This window comes from Mycobacterium sp. 1482292.6, from assembly GCF_001672995.1.
GTDB lineage: Bacteria > Actinomycetota > Actinomycetes > Mycobacteriales > Mycobacteriaceae > Mycobacterium > Mycobacterium europaeum_A.
The window spans coordinates 1-24,313 of sequence record NZ_LZKV01000012.1; the positions used below are offsets into that span (position 1 = coordinate 1).

Below are 24,313 nucleotides of genomic sequence, written 5' to 3' on the forward strand. Positions count from 1 at the left end.
TCGGACTGATGGACGAGCTGGACAAAGTTAAGCGGGTCGTAACACGGCGGGCCGCGGTCGACGAGGTTGCTGGTGGCGGGGTTTCGACGGTTGGCGGCGGCGGTGCCGGGGCTTCGGGGACGGGTTCGGGGAGTTCGACCTCGGAGATGGTGCGCCGCGGCGCGTCGCGGGGAACGGCCGCGTCGTCGCCTACCGCGGGCAGACCGGTGGTGTCGAGCCGATCGGCCGTCGTGGTCTGGCTGAAGGTGATGCCCGAGGACGCGGTGTAGCCGCCGGAGCGGTCGATCGCACCGGGCTCGGTGCGCGTGGAGAAGCTGATCCGGCGCCGGCGGTACCGCAGCAGGCCTGCCACCAGCGCGGTGATGACGAGCAGGGCAGCGACGACCGCGATGGCGATCCAAAGACCTTGGGACACGCTGACATTGTTTCAAGTCGCCCGGTGTGCGTCGGTCACCGGGCCTTAATCGACCGCGCCCACCAGCTGGTCCACCTGCTGGCCGCGCATCCGCTGGGAGATGACGGCGGTGATGCCGTCGCCCTGCATGGTCACACCGTAGAGCGCGTCCGCGACCTCCATCGTCGGCTTCTGGTGCGTGATGATGATCAGCTGAGAGCGCGCCCGCAGCAGCTCGAACAGCGAGATGAGCCGCCGCAGGTTGGTGTCGTCGAGGGCGGCCTCCACCTCGTCCATGATGTAGAACGGCGACGGGCGGGCCCGGAAGATCGCCACCAGCATGGCCACCGCCGTCAGCGCCTTCTCGCCGCCGGACAGCAGCGAAAGCCGGGTGACCTTCTTGCCCGGCGGCCGGGCCTCGACCTCGATGCCGGTGGCGAGCATGTCGTTGGGGTCGGTCAGCCGCAGCCGCCCCTCGCCACCTGGGAACAACACGGTGAAGACCTCGGTGAACTCGCGTTCGACGTCGGCATACGCCTCGCTGAACACCTGCAGGATGCGGGCGTCGACCTCGTCGACCACCCCGAGCAGGTCCTTGCGGGCGGCCTTGACGTCCTCGAGCTGGGTGGACAGGAAGTTGTATCGCTCCTCGAGCGCGGCGAACTCCTCCAGCGCCAGCGGGTTCACCCGGCCCAGTTCGGCCAGCTCACGCTCGGCCCGCTTGGCGCGGCGTTCCTGGGTGGCCCGGTCGTAGGGAATCGGCGCGGGCGCGAAGACCTGCTCACCGCGCTCCTTGGCCTGCTCGTATTCGGCCATCTCCAGATCGGTCGGCGGCAGCAGGTTGTCCGGCCCGTACTCGGCGATCAGGTCGGCCGCCGCCATCCCGAACTGCTCGAGCACCATCTGCTCGAGCTGCTCGATCCGCATCGCCGCCTGGGCGTTGGCCACCTCGTCGCGGTGCAGCGAGTCGGTCAGGGCGGCCACCCGGGCGCTCAGCGCGTTCACCTCGTCGCGCACCGCCGCCATCGCGGTCGCGCGCTGCCGGCGCTCGGCGGCCAGCGCGTCGCGGATCTTGGACGCGGCGTCGACGACCCCGGTCAACCGCTGCGCCAGCAGCCGCCCGGAATCGGCCACCGCCGCCGCCACCGCGGCGGCACGCAACCGCGCCTCCCGCGCCTGCTGGGCCCGCAGCCGGGCTTCGCGCTCGGCCGCGGCCGCGCGGCGCAACGAGTCCGCGCGCCCCCGCACCGCGTTCGCCCGCTCTTCGGCGGTCCGCACCGCCAGCCGCGCCTCCACCTCGACGCTGCGCGCGGCTTCGGTCGCCGCGGCGATCCGCTGCCGGTCCACGGGATCTTCGGTCGGCGCCTGCTGGGTCTCCTGCGCGTTGCGCAGCCGGGTCTCCAGTTCGGTGACCTCGGCGACGGTCTGGGTCCGGCCCGCTTCGAGCTCCTCGCGCTGCCGCAGCAGCCTGCTCCACTCGTCCTCGGACGTCCGGGCCTCCTGGCCCAGCCGGCCCAGCTGCTCGTACATCCCCGAGATCTCGCTGTCGGATTCGTTGAGCGCGGCCAGCGCCTGCTCGGCGGAGTCCTGACGGGCGGCCTGCTCGGTCAGCGCCCCGGACAGCGCCGCGCTGAGCTGGGCCACCCGCGCCTCGGCGGCGGTCAGCTCGTCGCCGGCCTTGTCGATCTCCGACGTCACCTCGAGCGTGGACAGCTTGCGATCCGAGCCGCCGCTCACCCAGCCGGCGCCCACCAGGTCGCCGTCGAGGGTGACCGCACGCAACCGGGGATGCGCGGCCACCAGCGCCAGCGCCCGGTCCAGGTCGTCGACCACCGCGACGCCGGAGAGCATGGCCGTGATCGCGCCGCGCAGCCGGGCGGGCGCGTCGATCAGGTCCAGCGCCCACAGCGCACCCGCCGGGGCGGCCTGCGGCGCGGGCTGATCGGCGGGCCAGTCCCCCAACACCAGCGCGGCGCGGCCGCCGTCGGCCTCCTTGAGCGCGGCGACGGCCGAGCGGGCCGCGCCGAAGCTGTCGGCGGCCAGGGCGTCGGCCGCCGATCCCAGCACCGCGGCCAGCGCCGCCTCATACCCGGACCGGACCTTGACCAACTTGGCCATCGGACCCAAAAGACCTGTGCCGTCGTGGTTTTGGGTGAGCCACGCCGCGCCGTCCTTGCGCTCGAGCCCGATCGCGAGCGCGTCGATGCGGGCCCGCAACGAGGCCACCTGGCGTTCGGCGTCCCGCTCGGCGGACTGCAGTTCGGCCACCCGCTCGTCGGCCAGCCGCAATGCGGCGACGGTGCGCTCGTGGTGTTCGTCGAGACCCACCTCGCCCTGGTCGAGTTCACCGACCCGGCCCTGCACGGTCTCGAATTCCACCTTGGCCTGCTGCGCGCGGGCGGCGGCGGCTTCGATGCGTTCGGACAGCCGCGCAACGCTGTCGTCGATCGATTCGACGCGGGCCCGCATCGTCTCCACCTGGCCGGTCAGCCGGGCGAGGCCTTCCCGCCGGTCCGCCTCCGCGCGCACGGCCGCCATGTGAGCCCGGTCGGCCTCGGCGGCTTCGCGCTCCCGCTCGGCCAGTTCGGCGCGCGCGCCGTCCAGCCGGGTCCGGGCGCCGGCCAGCTCGGCGAGCAGCTGTTGTTCGGCGGCCGCGACCCGCTCCGCCTCGGCTTCCAGCGCGGCGGGGTCGGTGTCGCCGGTGGCGACCGGCTCGACGTCGAGGTGCTGGGCCCGCTCGCTGGCGATGCGCACGGTCGCGGCGACCCGTTCGGCCAGCGCGGACAGCGCAAACCAGGTGTGCTGAACGGACTCTGCGCGGCTGGAGAGTTCGGCGACCGCCGCCTCGTGCGTCGTCAGCTCCTCGGACGCCACCGCCAGCCGCGCGGCCGCCTGGTCGTGGTCGCGCCGCATGGCGGCCTCGGCCTCGAAGATGGCCTCCCGCTCGCCCTGCCGGTTGACCAGGTCATCGGCGGCCAGCCGCAGCCGGGCGTCGCGCAGGTCGGCCTGGATCGTCTGGGCGCGACGGGCCACCTCGGCCTGGCGGCCCAGCGGTTTGAGCTGGCGACGCAACTCGGTGGTCAGGTCGGTCAGCCGGGCCAGGTTCGCCGACATCGCGTCGAGTTTGCGCAGCGCCTTTTCCTTGCGCTTGCGGTGCTTGAGCACGCCGGCGGCTTCCTCGATGAACGCGCGACGGTCTTCGGGCCGCGATTGCAGGATCTCGTCGAGCTTGCCCTGCCCGACGATGACGTGCATCTCCCGGCCGATGCCGGAGTCGCTCAGCAGCTCCTGAACATCCATCAAACGGCAACTGCTGCCGTTGATTTCGTACTCGCTGGCGCCGTCGCGGAACATCCGCCGCGTGATCGACACCTCGGAGTATTCGATGGGCAGCGCGTTGTCGGAGTTGTCGATGGTGACCGTGACCTCGGCGCGCCCCAGCGGGGCCCGCGACGACGTCCCGGCGAAGATGACGTCCTCCATCTTCCCGCCCCGCAGGGTCTTTGCTCCCTGCTCCCCCATGACCCAGGCCAGCGCGTCGACGACGTTGGATTTGCCCGAGCCGTTGGGTCCGACGACGGCGGTGATGCCCGGTTCGAACCGCAGAGTCGTCGGCGAGGCGAAGGACTTAAAGCCCTTCAGCGTCAGACTCTTGAGGTACACGGCGAGCCAGACTACCGCTCAAATCGGCCCGGACGGCGGCACCGCGGGGTGTCGGCCGGCCCGAAATAGGGCGGTGTTTCGGGCGGTCGACGCACTGGTCACAGTGGTCACATCAGCCACGGGCGGAAGGTGAATGTCGTCCTGCGAAACGCGCTGGCGCCGGCGCTATCACGTTGCGGATTCGCCCATCGACGCCGCAGCCGGTGCCGGTGTGACAGATGTGAGGCCCAGGGGCTCGTCGGACGCCCGGACCCTGCCCGTCAGCGCTCGACAAAACCTTCGAACCGCTCCTGGGGCTGCGACCAGTCGGCGACCACCTTGTCGACGTGGCCGGGCCGCGACGGCCATGCGGTGCCGCCTTCCAGCAGGTGCAGCAGCTTCTCGCCGGCCGGCCGCGGGCCCTGGGCGACCACCAGAACGCGGCCGTCGGCCTGGTTGGCGGCATAGCCGGTGAGACCCAGTTCCAGCGCCCGGCAGCGGGTCCACCAGCGGAAACCGACGCCTTGGACCTGGCCGTGCACCCATGCGGTGAGCCGGGTGTCAGGCTCCGACATTTTTCGCCTCGGAGCTGACCTCGAAGTTGACGGTGGTTCCGGACTTGAGCGTGCGGCCGACCGTGCAGACCTGGTCGATCGCGCGGTTGACCACGACCAGCAGGCGCTGCTTCTCGTCGTCGGCCAGCGACGACAGGTCCAGTTCCAGGGTCTCCTCGAGCAGCGGATAGCGTTCCTGCTCCCGGTCGGCGGCGCCGGAGACCTTCACCACCGCCTTGTAGTCGTCGCCCAGCCGGCGGGCCAGCGGCAGGTCGCTGGACATCCCGCTGCACGCCGCGAGCGCGATCTTGAGCAGCTCACCGGGGGTGAACACGCCTTCGACGTCCTCGGAGCCGATCAGCACCTGCGCCCCTCGTGAGCTGTACCCGGTGTAGCGGCGAGTTCCGGTGCGTTCCACCCATAGTTCGGCCATGGCTCATTTCTACCGGGCGGCCGAACTTTTCCGGCACGGGCATACTGTTTTGCATGTCCACCGTGGTCGCATTCCATGCCCACCCGGACGACGAGGTCGTGCTCACCGGTGGCACCCTGGCGCGGGCGGCGGCGGCCGGGCACCGGGTGGTCGTGGTCACGGCGACCGACGGTCGCGTGCACAACGAGGACCACAACGACCGGCTGAACGAATTGCGTTTGAGCGCAAGCATTCTCGGGGCGCATCGGGTGGAGTGCCTGGGGTACGCCGACAGCGGCTACGGGCCGCTGTTCTACCCGGATCCGCCCGGGCGCACCCGATTCGGTCGCGCGGACCTCGACGAGGCGGCCGGGCGGCTGGCCGGCATCCTGCGCGACGAACACGCCGACCTGCTACTCAGCTATCAGCCCAACGGCGGCTACGGCCACCGCGACCACGTCCAGGTGCACCACGTCGGCAAGCGGGCCGCCGAACTCGCTGCCATCCCGCGGGTACTCGAGGTGACGATGCCGCGCGAAATGCTGCTTCGCGTCAGCGATGTCGCGCATTTGTTGCGGCTGCCGGAGCCGTACGAACGCGACATCGTCCGCGGCGCCTACGCCCCCCGCACCACGATCACCCATCGCGTCAACGTCTTCGGATTCGCGCGCCAGAAGCGCGACGCATTCGCCGCGCACCGCTCCCAGATCGGCGCTTCGGGTCTGGTCGCGGGTGTGTTCGGGCTGCTGTTGCGGTTGCCGCCTCAGGTGTTCGGTGCGCTGTTTTGCCACGAGTGGTTCGTGGACCCGGCGCTGCCCACCGGGACGCTGCGCCGCGACATCTTCGATTGACTCATCCGCGTTCGAAAGCTCAACCCCGCGGGCGCGGTTGACATTTCGGGCAGTAGAACGACGAGCGGTTCATGAACTTCTCCCGGCGCATCACCGCCCCGCAGCGACGGCAGGCGTGGCCCGCACGGCCGTAGGCGTCCAACGATCGGTCGAAGTATCCGGACTCGCCGTTGACGTTGACATACAGCGAGTCAAACGACGTCCCCCCTTTGGCCAGCGCGTCGCGCATCACGGCGGCGGCGGCGTCGAGCACGGCGGTCAGCTGCTTGCGGCTCAGCGTGTCGGACAGTCGCGCGCCGTGCAGCTTGGCCCGCCACAGCGCCTCGTCGGCGTAGATGTTGCCGATACCCGAGACCACCTGTTGATCGAGCAGCTGCCGCTTGATCTCGGAATGCTTGCACCGCAAGACTTTTACCACCGCGTCCGCGTCGAAGCGGGGGTCCAGCGGGTCACGCGCCAGGTGCGCGACCGGTTCGGGCACCACGCTGCCGTCCACCTCGACCAAATCGGCGAGCATCCACCCCCCGAAGGTGCGCTGGTCGGCGAAACTCAGCACGGTCCCGTCGTCGAGCAGCGCGGAGATCCGGACGTGGTCGGCGCGCGGCACCGCACCGAGCAGCATCTGCCCGCTCATGCCGAGGTGAACCACCAGCGCCGTATCCGATTGCTGCCCAACGGGTTCGGTGTCGAGCAGCAGCCACAGGTATTTGCCGCGCCGATCGGTGCCGGTGATTCTCGCGTTCAGCAGCCGGGCGGTCAGGTCCGCGGGCCCCGCTTCGTGGCGACGCACCGCGCGCGGGTGGTGCACCCGCACGGCGGTGATCGTCTTGCCGACGACGTGGGCGTGCAGGCCGCGGCGCACCACCTCGACTTCGGGCAGTTCGGGCATTCAGACAGACACCATCTAGTTGGGCGTCGTCCCCGCGGTGTCCAGCACGTCGAGGGTTTTCCAGGTCTGGGCCGCGGCCTTCTGCTCGGCTTCCTTCTTGGAGCGGCCCACCCCGGTGCCGTATTCGGTCTCGGCCACCACGACCACGGCGGTGAATTCCTTGTCGTGGTCGGGGCCGGTGGAGGTGACGACGTAGGACGGCGCGCCCATGCCGCGCGCCGCGGTCAGCTCCTGCAGGCTCGTCTTCCAGTCCAGCCCGGCTCCCAGCGTCGGCGCGGCGTCCAGCAGCGGACCGAACAACCGCAGAATCACCTCGCGCGCAACGTCGATGCCGTGCTCGAGATAGATCGCGCCCAACAGCGATTCCATCCCGTCGGCCAGGATGCTGGATTTGTCGGCCCCGCCGGTGTTGGCCTCCCCACGCCCCAGCAGCAGATGGACGCCGAGGCCCCCGTCGCACAGCTTGCGCGCGACGTCGGCCAGCGCCTGGGTGTTGACGACGCTGGCCCGCAGCTTGGCCAGGTCACCCTCGCTGCGGTCGGGGTGGCGGTGGTAGAGCTCGTCGGTGATCGTCAGCCCCAGCACGGCGTCGCCCAGGAACTCCAGGCGCTCGTTGGTGGGCAGTCCGCCGTGCTCGTAGGCGTAGCTGCGATGCGTCAGCGCCAGGGACAGCAGTGCGTCGGACAGTTCAACCCCGAGGGCGTCGAGCAGAACCTGCCGTGAACTCACCGCTGGTCCCGCGACTCGTCCGACTCGGCGCTGAACATGCCCGCCAGCTTGGCCCACCGCGGATCGATGCGATCGTGCCGGTGGCCCGGCTCGGCGGCCAGCGGGACGCCGCATTCGGGACACAGCCCCGGGCAGTCCGGGGTGCACACGGGCGAGAACGGGAGCTCCAGCCCGACGGCGTCGCGGATCGACTGCTCGAGGTCGATGGTGTCGTCGACGATGTGGCCCACCTCGTCTTCCTCGGTGGTCGCCTCGGTGGCGCTGTCCGGGTAGGCGAACAGTTCGGTCAGCCGCACCTGCACGTGGCTCTGTAGCTTGGTCAGGCAACGCGAGCACTCACCGGCGGTCGGGGCGGTCACCGTCCCGGTCACCAGGACGCCTTCGGACACCGATTGGACCTGGAGGTCCAGGTCCAGGTCCGCGCCGGCCTCGATCGCGATCATGTCCAGCCCGATGCGGGACGGACTGGGCACGGTTTTTCGCAGGGTGACCATGGCCCCGGGGCGCCGCCCGAGCCGGGTGATGTCGAACGCCATCGGTCCGGCAAGCCGTGACGCTGCGCCGCGGGCCGATGATGTGCTGTGCTGCCGCGTCATACCGGGAATCCTACGGCGCTGACCCGACAATTCCAGGGCGTGGCCGCCCGGGTGGACCGCCGCGCGGGGCTAGCGCACGGCGTAGTCGTGGGTTCCGGCGGCGGTGCGCAGTTGGTGACGACCGCGTCCCACCGAGCGCAGGGTGCCGTTGAGGAATTCCTCGAACTCGGCGAGCTTGTTGTCGACGTAGATGTCGCACTCGCCGCGCAGCCGGTCGGCCTCGGCGTGCGCCGAGTCGATGAGCCGGGTGGCCTCGGCGTTGGCCGCCTCCACCACGCTGTTCTGCGACACCAGGCGCTGCTGCTCCTTGATGCCCTCTTGCACGGCCTTCTCGTAGGAGATGTTGCCGTTTTCCAGCAGCCGGTCGGCTTCGGCCTGGGCGCGCCCGACGCTGGCTTCGTACTCGCGCTTGGCCGCCGTGGCGATGCGCATCGACTCTTCGCGAGCCTCGCCGACCATCCGCTCGCTGTGCTGGCGCGCCTCGCTCACCATCCGGTCGGCTTGCGCCTTGGCGTCGGACAGCAGCCGGTCGGCCTCCGCGCGGGCGTGGTTGAGCATGGACTCCGACTCGGTGGTCGCCGAGGCCACCATGGACTCGGAGTGCGTCTTGGCGTCCTGCAGCATCGAATCGCGGGCGTCCAGCACATCCTGGGCGTCATCCAGTTCGCCCGGAATCGCATCCTTGATGTCGTCGATCAACTCCAGCACGTCGCCGCGGGGCACCACGCAGCCGGCCGTCATCGGAACGCCACGGGCTTCTTCCACGATGGCGCTGAGCTCGTCCAGCGCCTCAAAGACTCGATACACGGCCATACCCTCCTGGCGTCTGCAAAGATCCGGTTGTTACCAGTGTGCCTGGTGTTGTCCCTGTGACAGCGGTGGCGAGCCCGGTGTGTCGGGTATTTGCCCGTTCGGGGCGCCTCAAACAACCCTTCGCGCCGTTTCCGGGCAGGTCGCAGGAATCCAGTGTCATCAGAAAAGCGCCCGTTCACGCTGTTACCGCGGCCGCCACGACCGCACGAGGTGGTTCATCCATATTCGGCGCCGGGCTCCCGCCGAGGCTTGACGGGCGCGGGGCCCGGGGTTTGCGTCGACACGCCGGGGCCCGGCTATTTGCCAGCGATTCTAGGCGCCGGGCGGCCGGGCCACTATCTCGGCGGCCGGCGATATACCCCCTCGGGGTATACTGCACGGGATACGCGGGGGCTCTACGGTTTACCCAGGAGGACACAGTGACGGTGCTATCGGCGATCGGGCACGCGTTGACGCTCGCGGGCTCGATGACGTGGGAAATCTTGTGGGCGCTGATCCTGGGTTTCGCCCTCTCGGCGGTGGTGCAGGCCGTCGTGCGGCGTTCAACGATCGCGTCGCTGATGGGCGACGACCGGCCGCGCACCCTGGCGATCTCCGCGGGGCTGGGCGCGGCGTCGTCGTCGTGCTCGTACGCCGCGGTGGCGCTGGCGCGGTCGCTGTTTCGCAAGGGCGCCGACTTCACCGCCGCGATGGCGTTCGAAATCGGTTCCACCAACCTGGTGGTGGAACTGGGCATCATCCTGGCGCTGCTGATGGGCTGGCAATTCACCGCCGCCGAATTCGTCGGCGGCCCACTGATGATCGTCGCGCTCGCCGTGCTGTTCCGGCTGTTCGTGCGTTCGCGACTCGTCGACGCCGCCCGCGAGCAGGCCGAGCGGGGACTCGCCGGATCCATGGAAGGCCACGCCGCCATGGACATGTCGATCCAGGGCGAGGGCTCGTTCTGGCGACGGCTGTTTTCCCCGGCGGGCCTCACCTCGGTTTCACACGTGTTCGTGATGGAGTGGCTGGCGATCCTGCGCGACCTCGTGCTGGGCTTGTTGATCGCCGGCGCCGTCGCGGCCTGGGTACCCGAAAAGTTCTGGCAGGTCTTCTTTTTGGCCGATCACCCGGGCCTCTCGGCGCTGTGGGGCCCGATCGTGGGGCCCATTGTGGCGATCGTGTCCTTCGTGTGCTCCATCGGCAACGTGCCGCTGGCCGCGGTGCTGTGGAACGGAGGCATCAGCTTCGGCGGTGTCATCGCCTTCATCTACGCCGACCTGTTGATCCTTCCGATCCTCAACATCTACCGCAAGTATTACGGCACCAAGATGATGCTGACGCTACTGGGCACCTTCTACGCCGCTATGGTGGCCGCCGGATATCTGGTCGAATTGGTCTTCGGCACAACGCATCTCATTCCCAAGCAGCGCAACGCGACGGTGATCGAGGCGTCGATCTCCTGGAACTACACGACGTGGCTCAACATCGCCTTCCTGATGCTCGCGGCAGTCCTGATCGCCCGGTTCGTCACGTCCGGAGGTCTGCCGATGGTGCGCATGATGGGCGGCTCCCCCGAGGCCGGCCAATCAGAGCATCGGCACTGAGGAGTCTCAGGGTTGCGGCAACCGCACGTCCAGCACCACGCAGCGCCCTTGCCCGGCCTCGGCGAGCGCCCATTCGACGGCCTTGCTCATCTCCGCCGGCGTGCGCACCGTGCGTCCGCTGCCGCCGCATGCCGCGGCGAGCGCGGCGTAGTCGGTGTCGGGGGTGAGTCGGGTCTCGCCGAAATCGTTCTCCCGCACCGACACTCCCTGCGGGTACAAGTCAATCACCGGCAGCTTGGAGGCCAGATACGACTGATTGTTCAAGACGACGGTGACGAAGGGCGCACCATGGCGATGCGCCGACCACAACGCGGCGGTGGGCACGCCGAAGTTGAACGAGCCGTCGCCGCAGATGGCGACGACGGGCGCTTCCGGCCGGGCGAGTTTGACCCCGAACGCGCCGCCGAGCGCCCAGCCCAATCCCGGTGCGCCCGTGTCGAAGAGCTGCCCGGGTGACCGCCGCACCTGCCGGGCCACGGCGGACCGGTTGGTCACGGCCTCCTGTACCAGCACCGCGTCGTCGGGCAGGGCGCCGCCCAGCGCGGCCAGCATCGCATCGGGTGCGTCCGCCGGGCGATCGGAGGCGGCCCGGCGGGCCGCCTCCCGCTGGCGCTGCGCCGTGTCGGCCTCGGCCGACTGCCGACGCGCGGCCCACTTCTCCCGCAGCTCGTCGGTGGCCAGCCGCAACAGGGTCTGCTCGAGCAACAGCAGCGCCACCCGCGTGTCGGCGGTCAGCGCGACCTCGATCGGAAACGACCACAGCGGCATCCTCGGTTTGACCGGATCGCCGTCGATCTGCACCACGCGGGCATTCGCGGGCGGGGCCAGCTGCGCCGGCACCCAGGGCACTTCGCAGTCCAACAGCAGCACGGTGTCGGCGTTCTCCAGCGGCGCCGCGTCGCCCACCACGTGCAACGGATGTTCCAGCGGCAGGTTTGCGCGGTCGCCCTGATCGATCACCGGCGCACCCAGCAGCTCGGCGATGCGGCCCAGCACCGTTGCGGTCGCGGGGTCGGCGGCGGTCCGGGCCGTGACGATGACGACCCGCTTGCCCGCCACCAGGATTCCCGCCAAGCGTCCCAGCGCGCCCGGATCCGGGCCGGGCGGTACGGCCGGCGGCAGGCGGCGCGGCAGCGCGCCGGCCCCGTGCTCCATCAACGCTTCTCGGGGCAGCATGACGTACGCGGGGCCGGGCGGGCAGGATTGGGTGACCTGGAAGGCCCGCCGGACGATCGGGGCCAGCTCGCGGCCGCGGGGAACCTCCATGTGCCACTTGGCGTAGTTGCGCACCACGGCGGGCTGGTCGAGTTGCTCCTGCTGCCAATGGATGTAGGTGTCGCGGTGACCGCGCACCCCCGGCGCCGAGCTGTAGGGAGCGCGGCCGGCGAATACCACCACCGGGGTCCCGTTGCGCTGCGCGTTGTGCAGCTGGCAGCCCAGGTTCAGCGTGCCGGCGTCAACGTGCACCATCACCGCCTGCGGGCGGCCGCTGGCCATGTGATGGCCGATGGCCGCGGCCAGCGCGATGCTCTCGTGCACGCACAACACCGCCTGCGGGCTCGGCGTGCCCGCGGCGCGCGCCGCCGCCAGCGCCTCCTGAATCGGCGCGGAATCGGTTCCGGGGTTGATGAAGAAGTGCGCGACTCCCTCGTCGGCGAGCAGCGCAACCAGATCGGCCGCGGCCTCGGGTACGTCGAACAGATTGTCTACCGTCATGGTGCCGTTCTCCTATCGACGTCGGCGACCTCGCGTACCCCCTCCTGACGGATCAGATCTTCAAGATACGTTCTGTGTGGGCGTCTGCGATCTATTCCGGCGGACTCCGGTTCCACGTGGCGCGCTCGAACCCGTCGACCGCCCCTAACCAGGGACTCACGGGTGCTCGACGGAGAACTTTCGACACCATCGGGTACCCGCGGCGTGGCGGTTTACTCCACGCCACTGCCGGCATGGTCAATGCGCCTGCCGCGCAATGGTTTCGGCGTCGATCGACGGATTCAGGACCGGGCCGAAAGCCGTTCGCGCAGACGGCGATTGACCGGTTCGGGCAGCAGTTCGGACACGTCACCGCCAAGCATCGCGACCTCTTTGGCCAGCGACGAGGACACGAACGAATAGCGCGGAGCGGTCGCGACGAAGAAGGTGTCCACACCGGCGACGTGTTTGTTCATCTGCGCCATCTGCAGCTCGTATTCGAAGTCGGTGCCGGTGCGCAATCCCTTCACGATGGCGGTCATGCCCCGCGCCCGGACGAAGTCGACGACCAGGCCCTGCCCGGCCTCCACGCGCAGGTTCGGCAGGTGCGTCGTCGATTCGTTGATCATCGCGATCCGCTCGTCGAGGTCGAACATGCCCTTTTTGGCGGGGTTGGTCAGGATCGCCACCACCACCTCGTCGAATTGGGCCGACGCGCGCTCGAAGACGTCGATGTGACCCAACGTCACCGGGTCGAACGACCCGGGGCACACCGCGCCCGTCATGCGCGCGATCCGATGCAAGCGGGTGATCTGCGGACATCGGCGATCATGACGCGCGGCGAGACGATGCAGAGCGAAGCGATGCTGAGGAGCGGCGCCATGACGAACGACGGTACACGCCTACCTCAATGGCGCTCGGCCAGCTCCAGCCGGGTGTCGCCATACACCCGGTGCGGCCACGCGGCCCAGCCGGCCGGCCAGTCCAGCGGCGCACCGCCGGCCGCACGCTCCAACACCGCAACGCTGCCTTGGTGCACCCAGCCACGGGCGGGCAAGGCGGCCAACACGGCCTCGACCTCGGTGGCGTCCACGTCGTAGGGCGGGTCGGCCAGCACCAGATCGAACGCGGCGTCGGTCCCGGCGGCCAACACGGTCGCCACCGCTGCGCGGCGCAGCGTCGCACCGGGCAGGCCCACGGTTTCGATGTTGCGCGCGATGACGGATGCGCTGCGCGGGTCCGACTCCACGAAGAGCGCGGCGGCGGCGCCGCGGGACAGCGCCTCCAATCCCAGTGCGCCCGAACCGGCGTAGAGGTCCAGCACGGCGACACCGGTCAGGTCCAGGCGGGCCGAGAGGATGTTGAACAGCGATTCGCGCACCCGATCGGTGGTGGGCCTGGTACCGCGCGGCGGGACCGCGATGCGACGGCCCCCGGCCGCGCCGCCAATGATCCGGGTCACCTGCGAAGTCCTAGAGCAGCGTCGACCAGTAGTCCCAGAACCGGGCCATGATCAGCAACAACACCGCGGTGAACCACAGCGCGGCGACCGACCACCGCCATTGGAAGAGCAGCCATCCGGGTCCGGATTGCCGGTGCTGCAGCACCGGGCGATAGGCGATCGAGGCCACCACCACCAGCAGCGAGATGGTGACGACCCACACCACCATGCAGTAGGGGCACAACGCGCCGATGCGGTAGAGGCTCTGGAAGATCAGCCAGTGCACGAACACCGCCCCGACCACCAGCCCGGCCGTCAGAACCAGCCAATACCATTGCGGCAGAGCAACTTTCGTCAGCGCCAACAGCCCGGTCACGACCACCACGGTGAAGGCCACCAACCCCAGCAGCGGGTTGGGAAAGCCCAGCAGCGACGCCTGCGGCGTGATCATCACCGAGCCGCAGGACAGGATCGGGTTGATGTTGCAGGACGGTACGTACGCCGGGTTTTCCAGGATGTCGATCTTCTCGACCGTCAGCGTCGCCGACGCGACCAGCCCGATCAGCCCGGCGATGAGCACCCACCAGGCGCTGAGCGCGGGCACTCGCGTCCCCGAAGCCGGATGCGGCGTCAGGTCGCCGGCGGGATCGACAGCTTCGGTCGACACCGCACCGGTCACATCGCGGCCGGCGCGACCGCGCCGTCGATGCCCGGGATGTTGCCCACGATTTCCTTGATCTTGTTGACCAGCGCCTCGGGTGTCGACGGGTCGTAGTCCTCGCCGTTGATCTTGATGGTCGGCGTGGCGTTGATGTGTGCGGCCGCCGCTTCGCCGGTGACCTTGGACAGGTATTTGCCGCTGTTGATGCAGTCCGGCACCTTGCCCACCACACCGGCCTCGCGGGCGAGTTCGATCAACCGGGCGTTGTCCGGGAAGCTCTTGCCGGTTTCGCTCGGTTGGATGTCGGTGCTGAACAGCGCGGAGTGGAAGCGCCGGAAGGCGTCCTGGGACTCGTCGGCGACGCAGAGCGCCGCGGCGCCCGCGCGCGAGGAGTAGTTCTGGTTCCGCGAGCTGTCGAGGATCGACACCATGGAGTAGTCGCCCGCGATGGCGCCGAGGTCGATGAGCCTGGAGACCGTCGGGCCGAAGGTGCGCTCGAAGTTACCGCAGGCCGGACACAGGAAGTCCTCGTAGAACGTCACCACGGCCTTGGGGTTGCTGGTGCCGGGCTGGGTGATCAGCTTGCTCGACGTGACCCGAACGGTGTCGCCCGCGCCGGTGGGGCCGGTCTTCTTGTGGTGCGAGGTCACGATGTAGAAGACGAGGGCGACCGCGAAGATCACCACGAATGCGGTACCGCCGATTTGGACGAGCCGGCTCGACTTACCGCCGGAGGCCGACTTCATGTCGAATCGCGGGGGACGTTTGGGTTTGTCGGCCACAGGTTCCCTGATCTTTCGGTGCGAGTTGTCGGTCTGCCCGGGTGCGGACAAAGCGATCGGACAAGGCGCCTCTAGATTACCGGCGCCAACCGCTGCGGGAATCAGACCCGGCTCAGGTGGGCGCGCAGCGCCGAGATCAGCTCGCTGGTCGCGACCATGCTGTCGCCGCCCAGCTGGAACAGGTTGGCGAAGCCGTGGGTCAGCGAACCCAGGTACCGCAGGTCCACCGCGACGCCGGCGGCCCGCAGCGCCTCGGCGTAGCTTTCGCCTTCGTCACGCAGCGGGTCGAAGCCCGCGACGGCGATCAGCGCGGGCGCCAGTCCGGTCAGCGATTGGGCCAGCGCCGGCGACACCCGCGGATCGGTGCGGTCGAGCTTCGACCGCCGCAGATACTGCGATTCGAACCAGTCGATGTCCCGCTTGGTCAGCAGGAAGCCGCGCGAGAACAGGGTCAGCGACCGGTTCTTGGCGGTGAAGTCGGTGCGCGGATAGATCAGCCATTGCAGCACCGGCGCCGGGGCGCCCTCGTCGCGCGCGATCTGGCTGACGACGGCGGCAAGGTTGCCGCCGGCGCTGTCCCCGCCGACCGCGACGTGGCCCGGCGTCGCACCCAGCTCGCCGGCGTGCTCGTAGGCCCAGGTGAAGGCCGCGTAGGCGTCCTCGATCGCGGCCGGCGCCGGGTGCTCGGGGGCCAGCCGGTAGTCGATGGACAACACATGGATGCCGGCGTCACGGCAGGTCAGTCGGCACAGACTGTCGTGGGTGTCCAGGTCGCCGATGGACCAGCCGCCGCCGTGGTAGAAGACCAGCAGCGGTGCCGGCTCGCCGCCGGGTGGACGGTAGTGCCGGGCGGGGATCTGCCCGGCGGGGCCGGGCAGCGTCAGCTCGGCGACGTCGACGTGGATCTGCGGCCCGGGGAACCCCACGGTGGACTCGCGCATCTGAGCTCGCGAGACGTGCGGGTCGTCGTCGACCACCAGGCCGTCGATGCCGACCGCGCGCAGCCCCGACAGCATCAGCTGCAGCGTGGGGTCCAGCGTGTTGCCGTCGATGATCACCGAGCGCCCACGGACCAGCCCGCGCCTGATGGCGGTGGGGATCCACGGGATGACCTTGGCCCCGACGCCGGTGACGGCGCCCTGGATCCGGCTGGCCAGCGGCACCGAGGTGCGATCGGCGCCGCGCTCGAGTTCCGGTGCGCCTGACAGAGGCCTGGTCATGGGCAACCCCCTTAACAACACGTGCGAACGCTCGCCGACGAACAGTTATTCGGTCCCCGAGCCCACCGCCTCGGAGCGTTGCCGGCCCCGGCGGCCACCAAACACGCGGCATTGCCGCCTGACCCACGCTACTGCAGCGCTATCGGCGTGCCGAGCGCGTGGTGGGCGAAGTCTGCGATATCGGTGGTGAGATCGGGCCGCGTCGCGGCGAAAGACGACCCGCGCGCAGGTGTCGATCAGTTGCATTTATTGACTAGGTAATATCGTGGTCCCCAGGTCGGTGAGCCTTCATCGGATTGCGAGCGACTTCGACGTGTTCGATTTCGAACTCAGCGCCTCGAATTCGATGACGGAACTCGGCTCGGTGCACAATCTCGAACCTTCAATTTCACAGGCAGGTGAATGAATTGGCTGGCGAGTCGGGCTCCGCCGTACCCTCAATTGCTCTCAACGACGAGAACACGATCCCGGCCCTGGGCCTGGGCGTCGCGGAATTGTCGGATGACGAGACCGAACGCGCGGTGTCGGCGGCGCTGGAAGTCGGCTGCCGGCTGATCGACACCGCCGCGGCCTACGGGAACGAGGCCGCCGTGGGGCGCGCCATCGCCGCCTCCGGCATTCCCCGCGCCGAGCTGTTCGTGACCACCAAGCTGGCCACGGCGGACCAGGGTTTCAAGGCGGCGATGGACGCCTGCAACGCCAGCCTGGAGCGCCTCGGCCTGGACTACGTCGACCTCTACCTCATCCACTGGCCGGCGCCGGCCCTGGGCAGCTACGTGAACTCCTTCGGCGGCATGATCCAGTCCCGCGCGGAAGGTCAGGCCCGCTCGATCGGTGTATCCAACTTCACCGACGAGCACCTGACGACGGTCATCGATCTGACTTTCGTCACCCCGGCGGTCAACCAGGTCGAGCTGCACCCGCTGCTCAACCAGGAAGCGCTGCGCAAGACCAACGCCGAGCACAACGTGCTCACCCAGTCCTACACGCCGCTGGCGCTGGGCAAGCTGAACGACAACCCGACGGTGAATTCGGTCGCCGGCGAATACGGCAAGACCGCCTCGCAGGTCCTGCTGCGGTGGAACCTGCAGCTGGGCAATGCGGTCGTCTTCCGGTCCGCCAACCCCGAGCACATCTCCTCCAACCTCGACGTCTTCGACTTCGAGTTGGCGGACGAGCACGTCGAGGCGCTCAACGGGCTCAACGACGGCACCCGGTTGCGGCCGGACCCCGAGACCTACGAAGGCGCGTAGGGCGCCGCTACCATCGCGCCGGGGCCGGCGCGTCGATGGTCAAGGGACGCTGATACGACAGGTCGGTGCGGTCGCGCGTGCCGACGAGGTAGCCCTTTTCGGTGAAGAACGATGACTGCAACACCCGGGCGTCCGCGAGGAACATGCCTTCGACCGTCGAGCGGCGGACCGCGATGCGCCACTGCCCATTTCGCCGCTCCAGCCGGTCGATGTAACGGCCGGTGATGAACTGGGCGCTCTTGGCGTCGGGCCCGACGAGAACCACGATCACGTAACTCTCGGCGTGCGCGGCATCACCATCGACTTCGCACGTGTGCGTGGTGATGTTGTGGGTGTGAACCCGCGACGTCTCGGCATGGGTCTTATTGGCCCAATCCCCGTACTCCGGACCGGAATTGACGGCGTGGCCGTGCTCGTCGACACCATCGGCGTGGTACGCGGACGCGATCAGGTCGACGTCGTGGCGGTCACAACCTCGGGCGTGGCGCGCAATGCAGTCGAGGATCTCAGTGCGATCCAGCAGATAGCGAACGTTCTTCTCGAGCGCGTCCAAGCCCGTGTCCACGGCCATGCTGTCCCTATTCGTTGGATCGGTCGGCATCGAGGCTTGCGACGCCCGGTGCCACTATACACTCGTACAGCACAGGCCAGGTGTCACAATACGAGTACTCAACAGATCGGATGGCCATGGCGACGTCGTCGCGGCGCGTGGGCGCCGAAACGTCCAAGACGCGGGACGTGCTGCTGGACTGTGTGGAAAAGCTGATGCTCGAACAGGGGTATGCGAGCGTCACTTACCGGGCGCTGGCGGCCAAGGCCGGCGTGACACCGAGCCTGGTGCAGTACTACTTCCCCACTCTCGATGAGATTTTCGTCGCCGCGATTCGGCGCTACTCCGAGCGCAATCTGGCATACCTGACCGAAACGCTCGCACGCCGCAGCGACGATCCCCTGCGGGCCGTGTGGGAGTACTCGTGGGAAGAGGCGACCGGCGCGCTGATGACAGAGTTCATGGCGCTGGGCAACCACCGCAAATCCATTCGCAATGAGATCGCCGCCGTGACCGAGAGCGTACGGAAGGTCCAATTGGACGCGCTCGTCGCCAAGTTCGGCAAGAACGCTCGTCCGGTCGGTGATCTTTCGCTGCCGGCGCTGCAGTTGCTGATGTCGGGCATGCCGAAGTTCCTGAATCTCGAGGAGGGCATCGGCGTCAAGTCGGCCCACCGGGAGGTCACCAAGGCCTTCGAGCGCTACATAGACTCGGTGGAACCACGCCCCGAGCCTCCCAAACGCAAGACCACCCAGCGCCGCCGGGCGACGACGCGTCGTGCGTAGCCGTAGTTGAGCGGGTGGGTCGCCGCGGTCGACTCAGTGGACAATCATGTTGACGGTCAACGCATCACGTGTGCGCACTGCTGGTGCGGGTGAACGTTGAACAAATCACGATAGGACGGTCACTGGCGGCCACCTTCGTCACTGATGCCGTATCTCGCCGCCAGCTCCGCGCCGATCAGCGTCTGCCCGCTCAAACTCATCAAGTCCGGGTCTTGATACAGCGCCCAGATCACGTGGCCGGTCAATTCGGGCGTCTCGGCGGTATCGAGGATGTGGCCGAACTTCTCGGGATTGCTGGCGATGATCTTTCGGACGCGGTCGGTCAGCAGCGATCCCATCCAGATCGAGACGGCAGCGATGCCAAACTCACGAAAGTCGAACGCCATGTCGGCGGCCATCTTGTCGGTGGCCGCCTTCGGCACCCCATAGGCGGGACCGAACGCGTAGTGCACTGACCCCGAGGACGACGAAAACGCAACCAGCCCTTTGCGTTGCGAAATCATCAAGGGTGCGGCGTGGACGGTGGCGACGTAGCTGCTCCGCACCCCGACGTCGAGCGTGTCGAGCACGCTGAGGGGCTCCTCCCAGAATTTGGTCCGACCCATCATCTCGTCGCGAATGATCGCGGCGTTGTTGACCAGGACGTCGAGCCGCCCCTGCTCGCCGCGGATTTGGGCGAACAACGCCTCGACCTGGTCGTCGTCGGCGTGGTCGACACCGACGGCGATCCCCCGTCCGCCCGCGGCGCTCACCTGTGCGGCCGTCTCGTCGACGGTGCCCGGCAGGGCTGAGTCAGCGCCGCTGCGGGTGCGACCGGTGACATACACCGTGCAGCCATGGCTGCCCAGCGCGCGGGCGATCCCTGCGCCCGCGCCGCGGCTGGCTCCCGTGACCAGGACCACCGGGGTGTTTTCCGGCATCGATGTGCTCCTTCGGGCGTACGTGGCCGACCCGCCAACCCGTCAGTGCGGAATCGCCGCCGAGTCATCTGCAGGTGCGCTCATGTCATCGCCCAAGTCGACGACCGTGGGCCGCCCGGGCAGCAACGACATGGTCGATCATCACGGAGATGGCCTGCTCGGGGCAGGAGCGGGCCGCCTCGAGCACACCGTCGCGGTGCCCGTCGGCGACCTCCTCGACCACGGCATGAGCATGACCATCGACGTCGTCGAGTTCGAACGACTCCGGTGCGATCATGGCGCACAGCGTGTGGCCCTGGCAGCGGGCCGGATCGACCTTGACGCGCACCCTACCTCCTGAATACGTTGCGTTGCTTGCATTTCGGCTAGCGTCGTCAGAGGACCGCGCCGCCGTTCACGCCGATCACCTGGCCGTTGACGTAACCGGCGCCCTCCGAGCACAGAAAGGAACACACCGCCGCCACGTCGTCGGCCTCCCCCAGCCGCCCGGCCGGAATGGCTCGCGCCAAATGCTCGGTGGGAGGCAGCTTTCCGTCCCGCTGTTGCTGACGCAGCATCGGCGAATCGATGACGAACGGCGGTACGGTATTGGCTGTGATGCCCTTGCGGGCGTAGTCCAACGCGACCGTCTTGGTCATGGCGATCACGCCGCCCTTGGTGGCCGAATAGTGCCCCTGCGCAGGAGCGCCCTGCTGACCGGCGGCAGATGAGATGGTAACGATACGACCCCATTTCGCCGCCACCATGTCGGACAACGCCGCTCGCACGCAGAGGAAGGTGCCGGTCAAATTCACCGCCAGATAGCGGTTCCACTCGTCGAGGGTGATCTTGTCGAACCGCGTGAATCCGGCGATGGCCGCGCTGGTCACCAAAATCTCCGTCGGCCCGAACTCCCCTCGCAAGGTGGCGAATGCTGATTCAACCGCCGCCTCGTCCGAGACGTCGACTCCGATCGCAAGCGCATTGCCGCCGGCGGTTTCGATCTCGGAGGCGACGGCGTTGGCATTGGCCGGATGCACGTCCATGATCGCCACGCGATGACCGTCGGCCGCCAGCTTGACGGCGATCGCTCGTCCCAAACCGGAACCCGCACCGGTCACGACGGCCGTTCGGGTCATCGGGCAGCTCCTCGGTTTCGGGCCGTACCAGCAATGTGCTGTACGAATGTATAGCGAAAACGCGAGGGGCACAAGAACCGCCGGCGCGCATCGGCCTCGGGTGCCGCCTTACACGCCAGCACCACCGGGAGCTCCGTGCATGTACAGCGTTTGCCCCGAACAGAAACTCGCTGCGTCCGACGCGAAGAACAAGACGCCGTAGCCGATTTCGTCGGGCTCACCGAGTCGGCCGAGGCCGTTGGTGAGCGCGATCGCCTCCGGATCCAATCCGTACCGCGCGGCATCGTCGGTCAGGGTGGCGGCGCGTACCGCACCGACTGCGATGGCGTTGACTCGAATGCCCTTCTTGGCCCACGCGGCCGCCATCGACCCGGTCAGGTTGTTCACGGCCGCCTTCGCGGCGCCATAGGGAGCCGCCTGCGGCATCGCCAGCAGGCTGGCCCCCGACGAGATGTTGACGATGGCCCCCTTGCCCTGCGCCATCATCGGCTGGGCTGCCGCCTTGGACAGGTGCCAGACGGCGTTGAAGTTCAGGGCGAGCACGTTCTCGAAGTCGTCGTCGGGCCACTTGAGGATCGACTTCGTCTCCGCTCCCCCAGCACAATTGACCAGGATGTCCAGCCGCCCGAATTCCTGAACAGCTCTGTCGATGAGCTCCCGGCACTCGTCCGCGGACGTCACATCGGTGGACACGGCCACGGCACGGCGGCCCAGCGCCATGACTTCCCTGGCTGTGGATTCGAGCGGGTCGGGGCGCCGGCCCGCCAACACGACGTCGGCGCCATGCTGGGCCAGCACGAGCGCCGTACCACGCCCGATTCCCGTGCCGCCGCCGGTAATGACGGCGACGCGGCCGTCGAGGTCAAACCGACTCTCCATACCGTTTCCTCTTGTTCGTCGTGGCGGTGCGCGAGCGGCGCCCATCGTTTGTACGATCGTATAGCATCGTCGCCTGTGCCGGGGACGACCGGTTCGTTGCCCCTCGGACGAGGCATGCTGTACGTTCGTATAGCGCCCACATGAGGGCGTGCGGAAGAACCGCTGACGAGGAGCCGACGTTGAGCGATCTGTATTACGACCCGTGGGACGTCGACATCGACCTGGACCCCTATCCGACCTACCGGCGCCTGCGCGACGAGTGCCCGGTCTATTACAACGAACCGCACAACTTTTGGGGCGTAAGCCGTTACGCGGATGTCGATGCGGCGCTGAAAGACACCGCCCGGCTCAGCTCGGCCAAGGGCGACATCCTCGAGGTCGTCATGACCGACCCGGTGATGCCGCCAGGCATCTTCATCAACGAGGATCCGCCCTTGCACACCATTCATCGCGCGATCGTGTCCAGGGCATTCACACCGAAGAAGATGCGAGCGATCGAGGACAAGATCCGTGCCTTCTGCGTCGCGTGCCTTGACCCACTCGTCGGCGGGGAGCGGTTCGATTTCGTGGCGGATCTGGGCGCCGAGTTGCCCATGCGCACCATCGGAATGCTTGCCGGTATTCCCGATGCGGAACAGCCTGCGGTACGCGAACACGCCAACCAGGTGCTGCGCAACGAGCCCGGAAAACCGATGTCAATCAAGAAAGATCGCTACTTCACCGGTGAGATGTTCGGCGAATACGTCGAGTGGCGCGAGAAGAACCCGTCGGACGACCTGATCACCGAACTGCTCAATGTCGAGTTCGAGGACGAGACCGGGACCACGCGAAAGCTGTCCAAGCAGGAACTGATCGTGTTCTTGGCGGTGGTGGCCGGCGCGGGCGTTGAAACGACCGGTCGCCTGTTCGGCTGGATGGGCAAGGTGCTGGCCGAGCACCCCGATCAACGTAAGGAACTCGCCGAAAACCATGCGCTGATCCCGACGGCAATCGAGGAACTGCTGCGCTACGAACCACCCGGGCCGCATGTAGCGCGCTACGTCGCCACCGACGATGTGACTTTCCAGGGGCGGGTCATCCCGGCGGGCAGCGCCCTGCTGCTGATGCTGGCTTCGGCCAACCGCGACGAACGTCATTTCGACGACCCCGACAAGTTCGACATTCACCGAAAACCCGGCGGCCACCTCACCTTCGGCCGGGGTCCGCACTTCTGCGTCGGATCTCCGTTGGCGCGTTTGGAAGGCCGCGTGGCGCTAGAAGAGGTACTCAAGCGATGGCCCGAATGGGACATCGACATGCCCGCAGCACGACGTTCGCGTACCTCGACCGTGCGAGGCTGGGACAGCATGCCCGCGGTCATCACCTGAGATGCCCTGAAGTCAATCGAGCCGCGATCAGCACCGGCGGCGCTCGCGTAGGGCGCCGCGCTACCCCGTCGGGCAGGTCGTCGCGGCCTGGCGCAGCACGCCGGTCGACGCCTGGTCCACCGGCAGCGAGTAACCACGAAGCACCGCGATGAACTGCATCGCGTACTGGCAGGCGAACGCCGCGTTCGGCGGCATCCATTGCGCCGGCGGCGAATCGCCCTTGTCCTGGTTGGCCTGCCCTTCGACGGCCAGCAGGTTGGCCGGGTCGTTGGCGAAGCGCAGCCGCTCGGGGGCGGGCCAGCCGTACGCGCCCATGTCCCACGCGTAGGCCAGCGGGACGATGTGGTCGATCTGCACGGACTCACCGACCTTGGGGCCGCGCTGAAAGGCGATGGTCTTGCTGGTGTAGGGGTCGTGCAGCGTGCCGGTGGCCACCGCGTCCGGACACCGTTTCACCGACACATACGTTTTGTCCACCAGATCACGGTTCAGGATGTCGTCGCGCGTGTCGCATCCGTTGTGCCCCAACGGGACATCGTTGTCGTCGTCCCAGGCGTCGCCGAACGCCGAGCGCAGGTAGTCGTAGCGGTGCTGGCGCAGGGGCACGACGGCCACACCGGTGAGCACATCGGTGCCCGGCTGCACCGTCGGAACGTCGGCGCGCGCCGCGTATTCGGCGGAACGCCGGGCGGTCGAGGAGCCGACCGTCTGATAGGCCACCAGCAACGCCAGCGCGGCCGCCGCGGCCAGCCACAGCAGTACTTTGCGATTCAACTTTTGTCCAGGTATTCGATGCGGTCGGTGTCGGTGAATCGCGCGGCCAGCAGCCCCAATCCGGGATTGGAGCGGTCCTCGGCGTAGGCCCTGACACAGAAGTCCCGCGCGGCCTCGATGAACTCCAGGTGGTCCGCCAGGGACAGCAGCCGCAGCGTGATCGCCTTGCCGGACTGGTTGCGGCCCAACACATCTCCCTCCCGACGCTCCTTGAGGTCGAGATCGGCCAGGGCGAAGCCGTCCAGCGTCTCGGCCACCGCACACAATCGGCGGCCGGCCGACGAGTCCGGCGCGGACCAGCTGGCGAACAAGCACAGGCTCGGATGCTGGCCACGGCCGATCCGGCCGCGCAGCTGGTGCAACTGACTGATCCCGAACCGGTCGGCGTCCATCACCAGCATC

Annotated in this window: 23 protein-coding genes and 4 pseudogenes; 6 read left to right on the plus strand and 21 right to left on the minus strand. The window is 68.3% G+C overall.

Annotated elements, in window-relative coordinates; all coding sequences use genetic code 11:
- The 4 genes and pseudogenes from A5624_RS00740 to A5624_RS00755 all read right to left on the minus strand — a co-directional run.
- Positions 1-415, minus strand: a pseudogene (locus A5624_RS00740) (signal recognition particle-docking protein FtsY); the annotation flags it as partial.
- A gap of 45 nt (positions 416-460) precedes the next feature.
- A complete protein-coding gene (smc, locus tag A5624_RS00745) occupies positions 461-4,057 on the minus strand; it encodes a chromosome segregation protein SMC (RefSeq protein WP_066859975.1) in 3,597 nt (1,198 codons plus the stop codon).
- Between the two features lie 260 nt (positions 4,058-4,317).
- Complete coding sequence (locus A5624_RS00750) at positions 4,318-4,611, minus strand: acylphosphatase (RefSeq protein ID WP_066859986.1); 294 nt, start codon at positions 4,609-4,611, stop codon at positions 4,318-4,320.
- A complete protein-coding gene (locus A5624_RS00755) occupies positions 4,598-5,023 on the minus strand; it encodes an OsmC family protein (RefSeq protein WP_066859989.1) in 426 nt (141 codons plus the stop codon). Before A5624_RS00755 ends, A5624_RS00750 begins: the two co-directional genes overlap by 14 nt.
- Positions 5,024-5,076: 53 nt before the next feature.
- Between A5624_RS00755 and A5624_RS00760 the strand changes: the two genes are divergently transcribed.
- Positions 5,077-5,853, plus strand: a complete 777-nt coding sequence (locus A5624_RS00760) for a PIG-L deacetylase family protein (RefSeq protein WP_066859992.1) — start codon at positions 5,077-5,079, stop codon at positions 5,851-5,853.
- Between the two features lie 19 nt (positions 5,854-5,872).
- Here A5624_RS00760 and mutM read toward each other — a convergent pair whose 3' ends face one another.
- The 4 genes from mutM to sepIVA all read right to left on the minus strand — a co-directional run bounded on the left by mutM (position 5,873) and on the right by sepIVA (position 8,874).
- On the minus strand, positions 5,873-6,742 hold the full coding sequence (gene mutM, locus A5624_RS00765; RefSeq protein WP_066859994.1) for a DNA-formamidopyrimidine glycosylase: 870 nt from the start codon (positions 6,740-6,742) through the stop codon (positions 5,873-5,875).
- A gap of 15 nt (positions 6,743-6,757) precedes the next feature.
- Positions 6,758-7,471, minus strand: a complete 714-nt coding sequence (gene rnc, locus A5624_RS00770) for a ribonuclease III (RefSeq protein ID WP_066859998.1) — start codon at positions 7,469-7,471, stop codon at positions 6,758-6,760.
- Positions 7,468-8,067 (minus strand): DUF177 domain-containing protein, encoded by a 600-nt coding sequence (locus A5624_RS00775; protein ID WP_197518889.1) that lies wholly within the window; start codon positions 8,065-8,067, stop codon positions 7,468-7,470. The genes rnc and A5624_RS00775 overlap by 4 nt, the downstream gene beginning before the upstream one ends.
- A gap of 69 nt (positions 8,068-8,136) precedes the next feature.
- Positions 8,137-8,874 carry a cell division protein SepIVA gene (gene sepIVA / locus A5624_RS00780; protein WP_066860047.1) on the minus strand — a complete coding sequence of 246 codons (738 nt, stop codon included), beginning with the start codon at positions 8,872-8,874 and terminating at the stop codon, positions 8,137-8,139.
- A 425-nt stretch (positions 8,875-9,299) separates the two neighbouring features.
- On the opposite strand from sepIVA, the gene A5624_RS00785 reads away from it, so the two are divergent.
- Complete coding sequence (locus A5624_RS00785) at positions 9,300-10,466, plus strand: permease (protein ID WP_082990457.1); 1,167 nt, start codon at positions 9,300-9,302, stop codon at positions 10,464-10,466.
- Between the two features lie 6 nt (positions 10,467-10,472).
- On the opposite strand, the gene A5624_RS00790 is transcribed toward A5624_RS00785, so the two are convergent.
- From A5624_RS00790 to A5624_RS00815, 6 genes are all read right to left on the minus strand, one after another.
- A complete protein-coding gene (locus A5624_RS00790; RefSeq protein WP_066860003.1) occupies positions 10,473-12,182 on the minus strand; it encodes a thiamine pyrophosphate-requiring protein in 1,710 nt (569 codons plus the stop codon).
- Between the two features lie 281 nt (positions 12,183-12,463).
- Positions 12,464-12,946 (minus strand): pantetheine-phosphate adenylyltransferase, encoded by a 483-nt coding sequence (gene coaD, locus A5624_RS00795; RefSeq protein WP_066860053.1) that lies wholly within the window; start codon positions 12,944-12,946, stop codon positions 12,464-12,466.
- Between the two features lie 122 nt (positions 12,947-13,068).
- Complete coding sequence (rsmD, locus tag A5624_RS00800) at positions 13,069-13,623, minus strand: 16S rRNA (guanine(966)-N(2))-methyltransferase RsmD (protein WP_066860006.1); 555 nt, start codon at positions 13,621-13,623, stop codon at positions 13,069-13,071.
- Positions 13,624-13,633: 10 nt separating this feature from the next.
- The gene (locus A5624_RS00805; protein WP_066860009.1) at positions 13,634-14,281 is read right to left on the minus strand and encodes a vitamin K epoxide reductase family protein; all 648 of its coding nucleotides are present in this window, start codon (positions 14,279-14,281) and stop codon (positions 13,634-13,636) included.
- A complete protein-coding gene (locus A5624_RS00810; RefSeq protein ID WP_066860013.1) occupies positions 14,278-15,045 on the minus strand; it encodes a DsbA family protein in 768 nt (255 codons plus the stop codon). Before A5624_RS00810 ends, A5624_RS00805 begins: the two co-directional genes overlap by 4 nt.
- A 101-nt stretch (positions 15,046-15,146) precedes the next feature.
- Positions 15,147-16,265 (minus strand): alpha/beta hydrolase, encoded by a 1,119-nt coding sequence (locus A5624_RS00815; protein WP_066860016.1) that lies wholly within the window; start codon positions 16,263-16,265, stop codon positions 15,147-15,149.
- 253 nt (positions 16,266-16,518) lie between these two features.
- On the opposite strand from A5624_RS00815, the pseudogene A5624_RS28800 reads away from it, so the two are divergent.
- Both A5624_RS28800 and A5624_RS00820 read left to right on the plus strand, forming a co-directional pair.
- Positions 16,519-16,667 (plus strand): annotated as a pseudogene (locus A5624_RS28800) (oxidoreductase); the annotation flags it as partial.
- A gap of 5 nt (positions 16,668-16,672) precedes the next feature.
- A complete protein-coding gene (locus tag A5624_RS00820) occupies positions 16,673-17,518 on the plus strand; it encodes an aldo/keto reductase (protein WP_066860019.1) in 846 nt (281 codons plus the stop codon).
- Between the two features lie 7 nt (positions 17,519-17,525).
- Here the strand turns inward: A5624_RS00820 and A5624_RS00825 are convergent, their stop codons facing one another.
- Positions 17,526-18,089: a nuclear transport factor 2 family protein gene (locus A5624_RS00825; RefSeq protein ID WP_066860022.1), complete on the minus strand. Its 564-nt coding sequence runs from the start codon at positions 18,087-18,089 to the stop codon at positions 17,526-17,528.
- Between the two features lie 116 nt (positions 18,090-18,205).
- On the opposite strand from A5624_RS00825, the gene A5624_RS00830 reads away from it, so the two are divergent.
- Positions 18,206-18,853 (plus strand): TetR/AcrR family transcriptional regulator, encoded by a 648-nt coding sequence (locus A5624_RS00830; protein ID WP_066860025.1) that lies wholly within the window; start codon positions 18,206-18,208, stop codon positions 18,851-18,853.
- A gap of 56 nt (positions 18,854-18,909) precedes the next feature.
- Here A5624_RS00830 and A5624_RS00835 read toward each other — a convergent pair.
- The 4 genes and pseudogenes from A5624_RS00835 to A5624_RS00850 all read right to left on the minus strand — a co-directional run bounded on the left by A5624_RS00835 (position 18,910) and on the right by A5624_RS00850 (position 21,770).
- Positions 18,910-19,773, minus strand: a pseudogene (locus tag A5624_RS00835) (SDR family NAD(P)-dependent oxidoreductase).
- Positions 19,774-19,858: 85 nt separating this feature from the next.
- Positions 19,859-20,101 carry a ferredoxin gene (locus A5624_RS27040; protein WP_082990458.1) on the minus strand — a complete coding sequence of 81 codons (243 nt, stop codon included), beginning with the start codon at positions 20,099-20,101 and terminating at the stop codon, positions 19,859-19,861.
- A gap of 46 nt (positions 20,102-20,147) precedes the next feature.
- Positions 20,148-20,891 (minus strand): SDR family NAD(P)-dependent oxidoreductase, encoded by a 744-nt coding sequence (locus A5624_RS00845; RefSeq protein WP_066860031.1) that lies wholly within the window; start codon positions 20,889-20,891, stop codon positions 20,148-20,150.
- 108 nt (positions 20,892-20,999) lie between these two features.
- On the minus strand, positions 21,000-21,770 hold the full coding sequence (locus A5624_RS00850; RefSeq protein ID WP_066860034.1) for an SDR family NAD(P)-dependent oxidoreductase: 771 nt from the start codon (positions 21,768-21,770) through the stop codon (positions 21,000-21,002).
- A 179-nt stretch (positions 21,771-21,949) separates the two neighbouring features.
- Here A5624_RS00850 and A5624_RS00855 point away from each other — a divergent pair, with 179 nt between their 5' ends.
- Complete coding sequence (locus A5624_RS00855; protein WP_066860037.1) at positions 21,950-23,137, plus strand: cytochrome P450; 1,188 nt, start codon at positions 21,950-21,952, stop codon at positions 23,135-23,137.
- 60 nt (positions 23,138-23,197) lie between these two features.
- Here the strand turns inward: A5624_RS00855 and A5624_RS00860 are convergent, their stop codons facing one another.
- Together A5624_RS00860 and A5624_RS00865 are read right to left on the minus strand one after the other, a co-directional pair.
- Complete coding sequence (locus A5624_RS00860; protein WP_066860040.1) at positions 23,198-23,911, minus strand: HNH endonuclease family protein; 714 nt, start codon at positions 23,909-23,911, stop codon at positions 23,198-23,200.
- A pseudogene (locus tag A5624_RS00865) lies at positions 23,908-24,313 on the minus strand (ATP-dependent DNA helicase RecG); the annotation flags it as partial. The gene A5624_RS00860 and the pseudogene A5624_RS00865, both read right to left, overlap by 4 nt.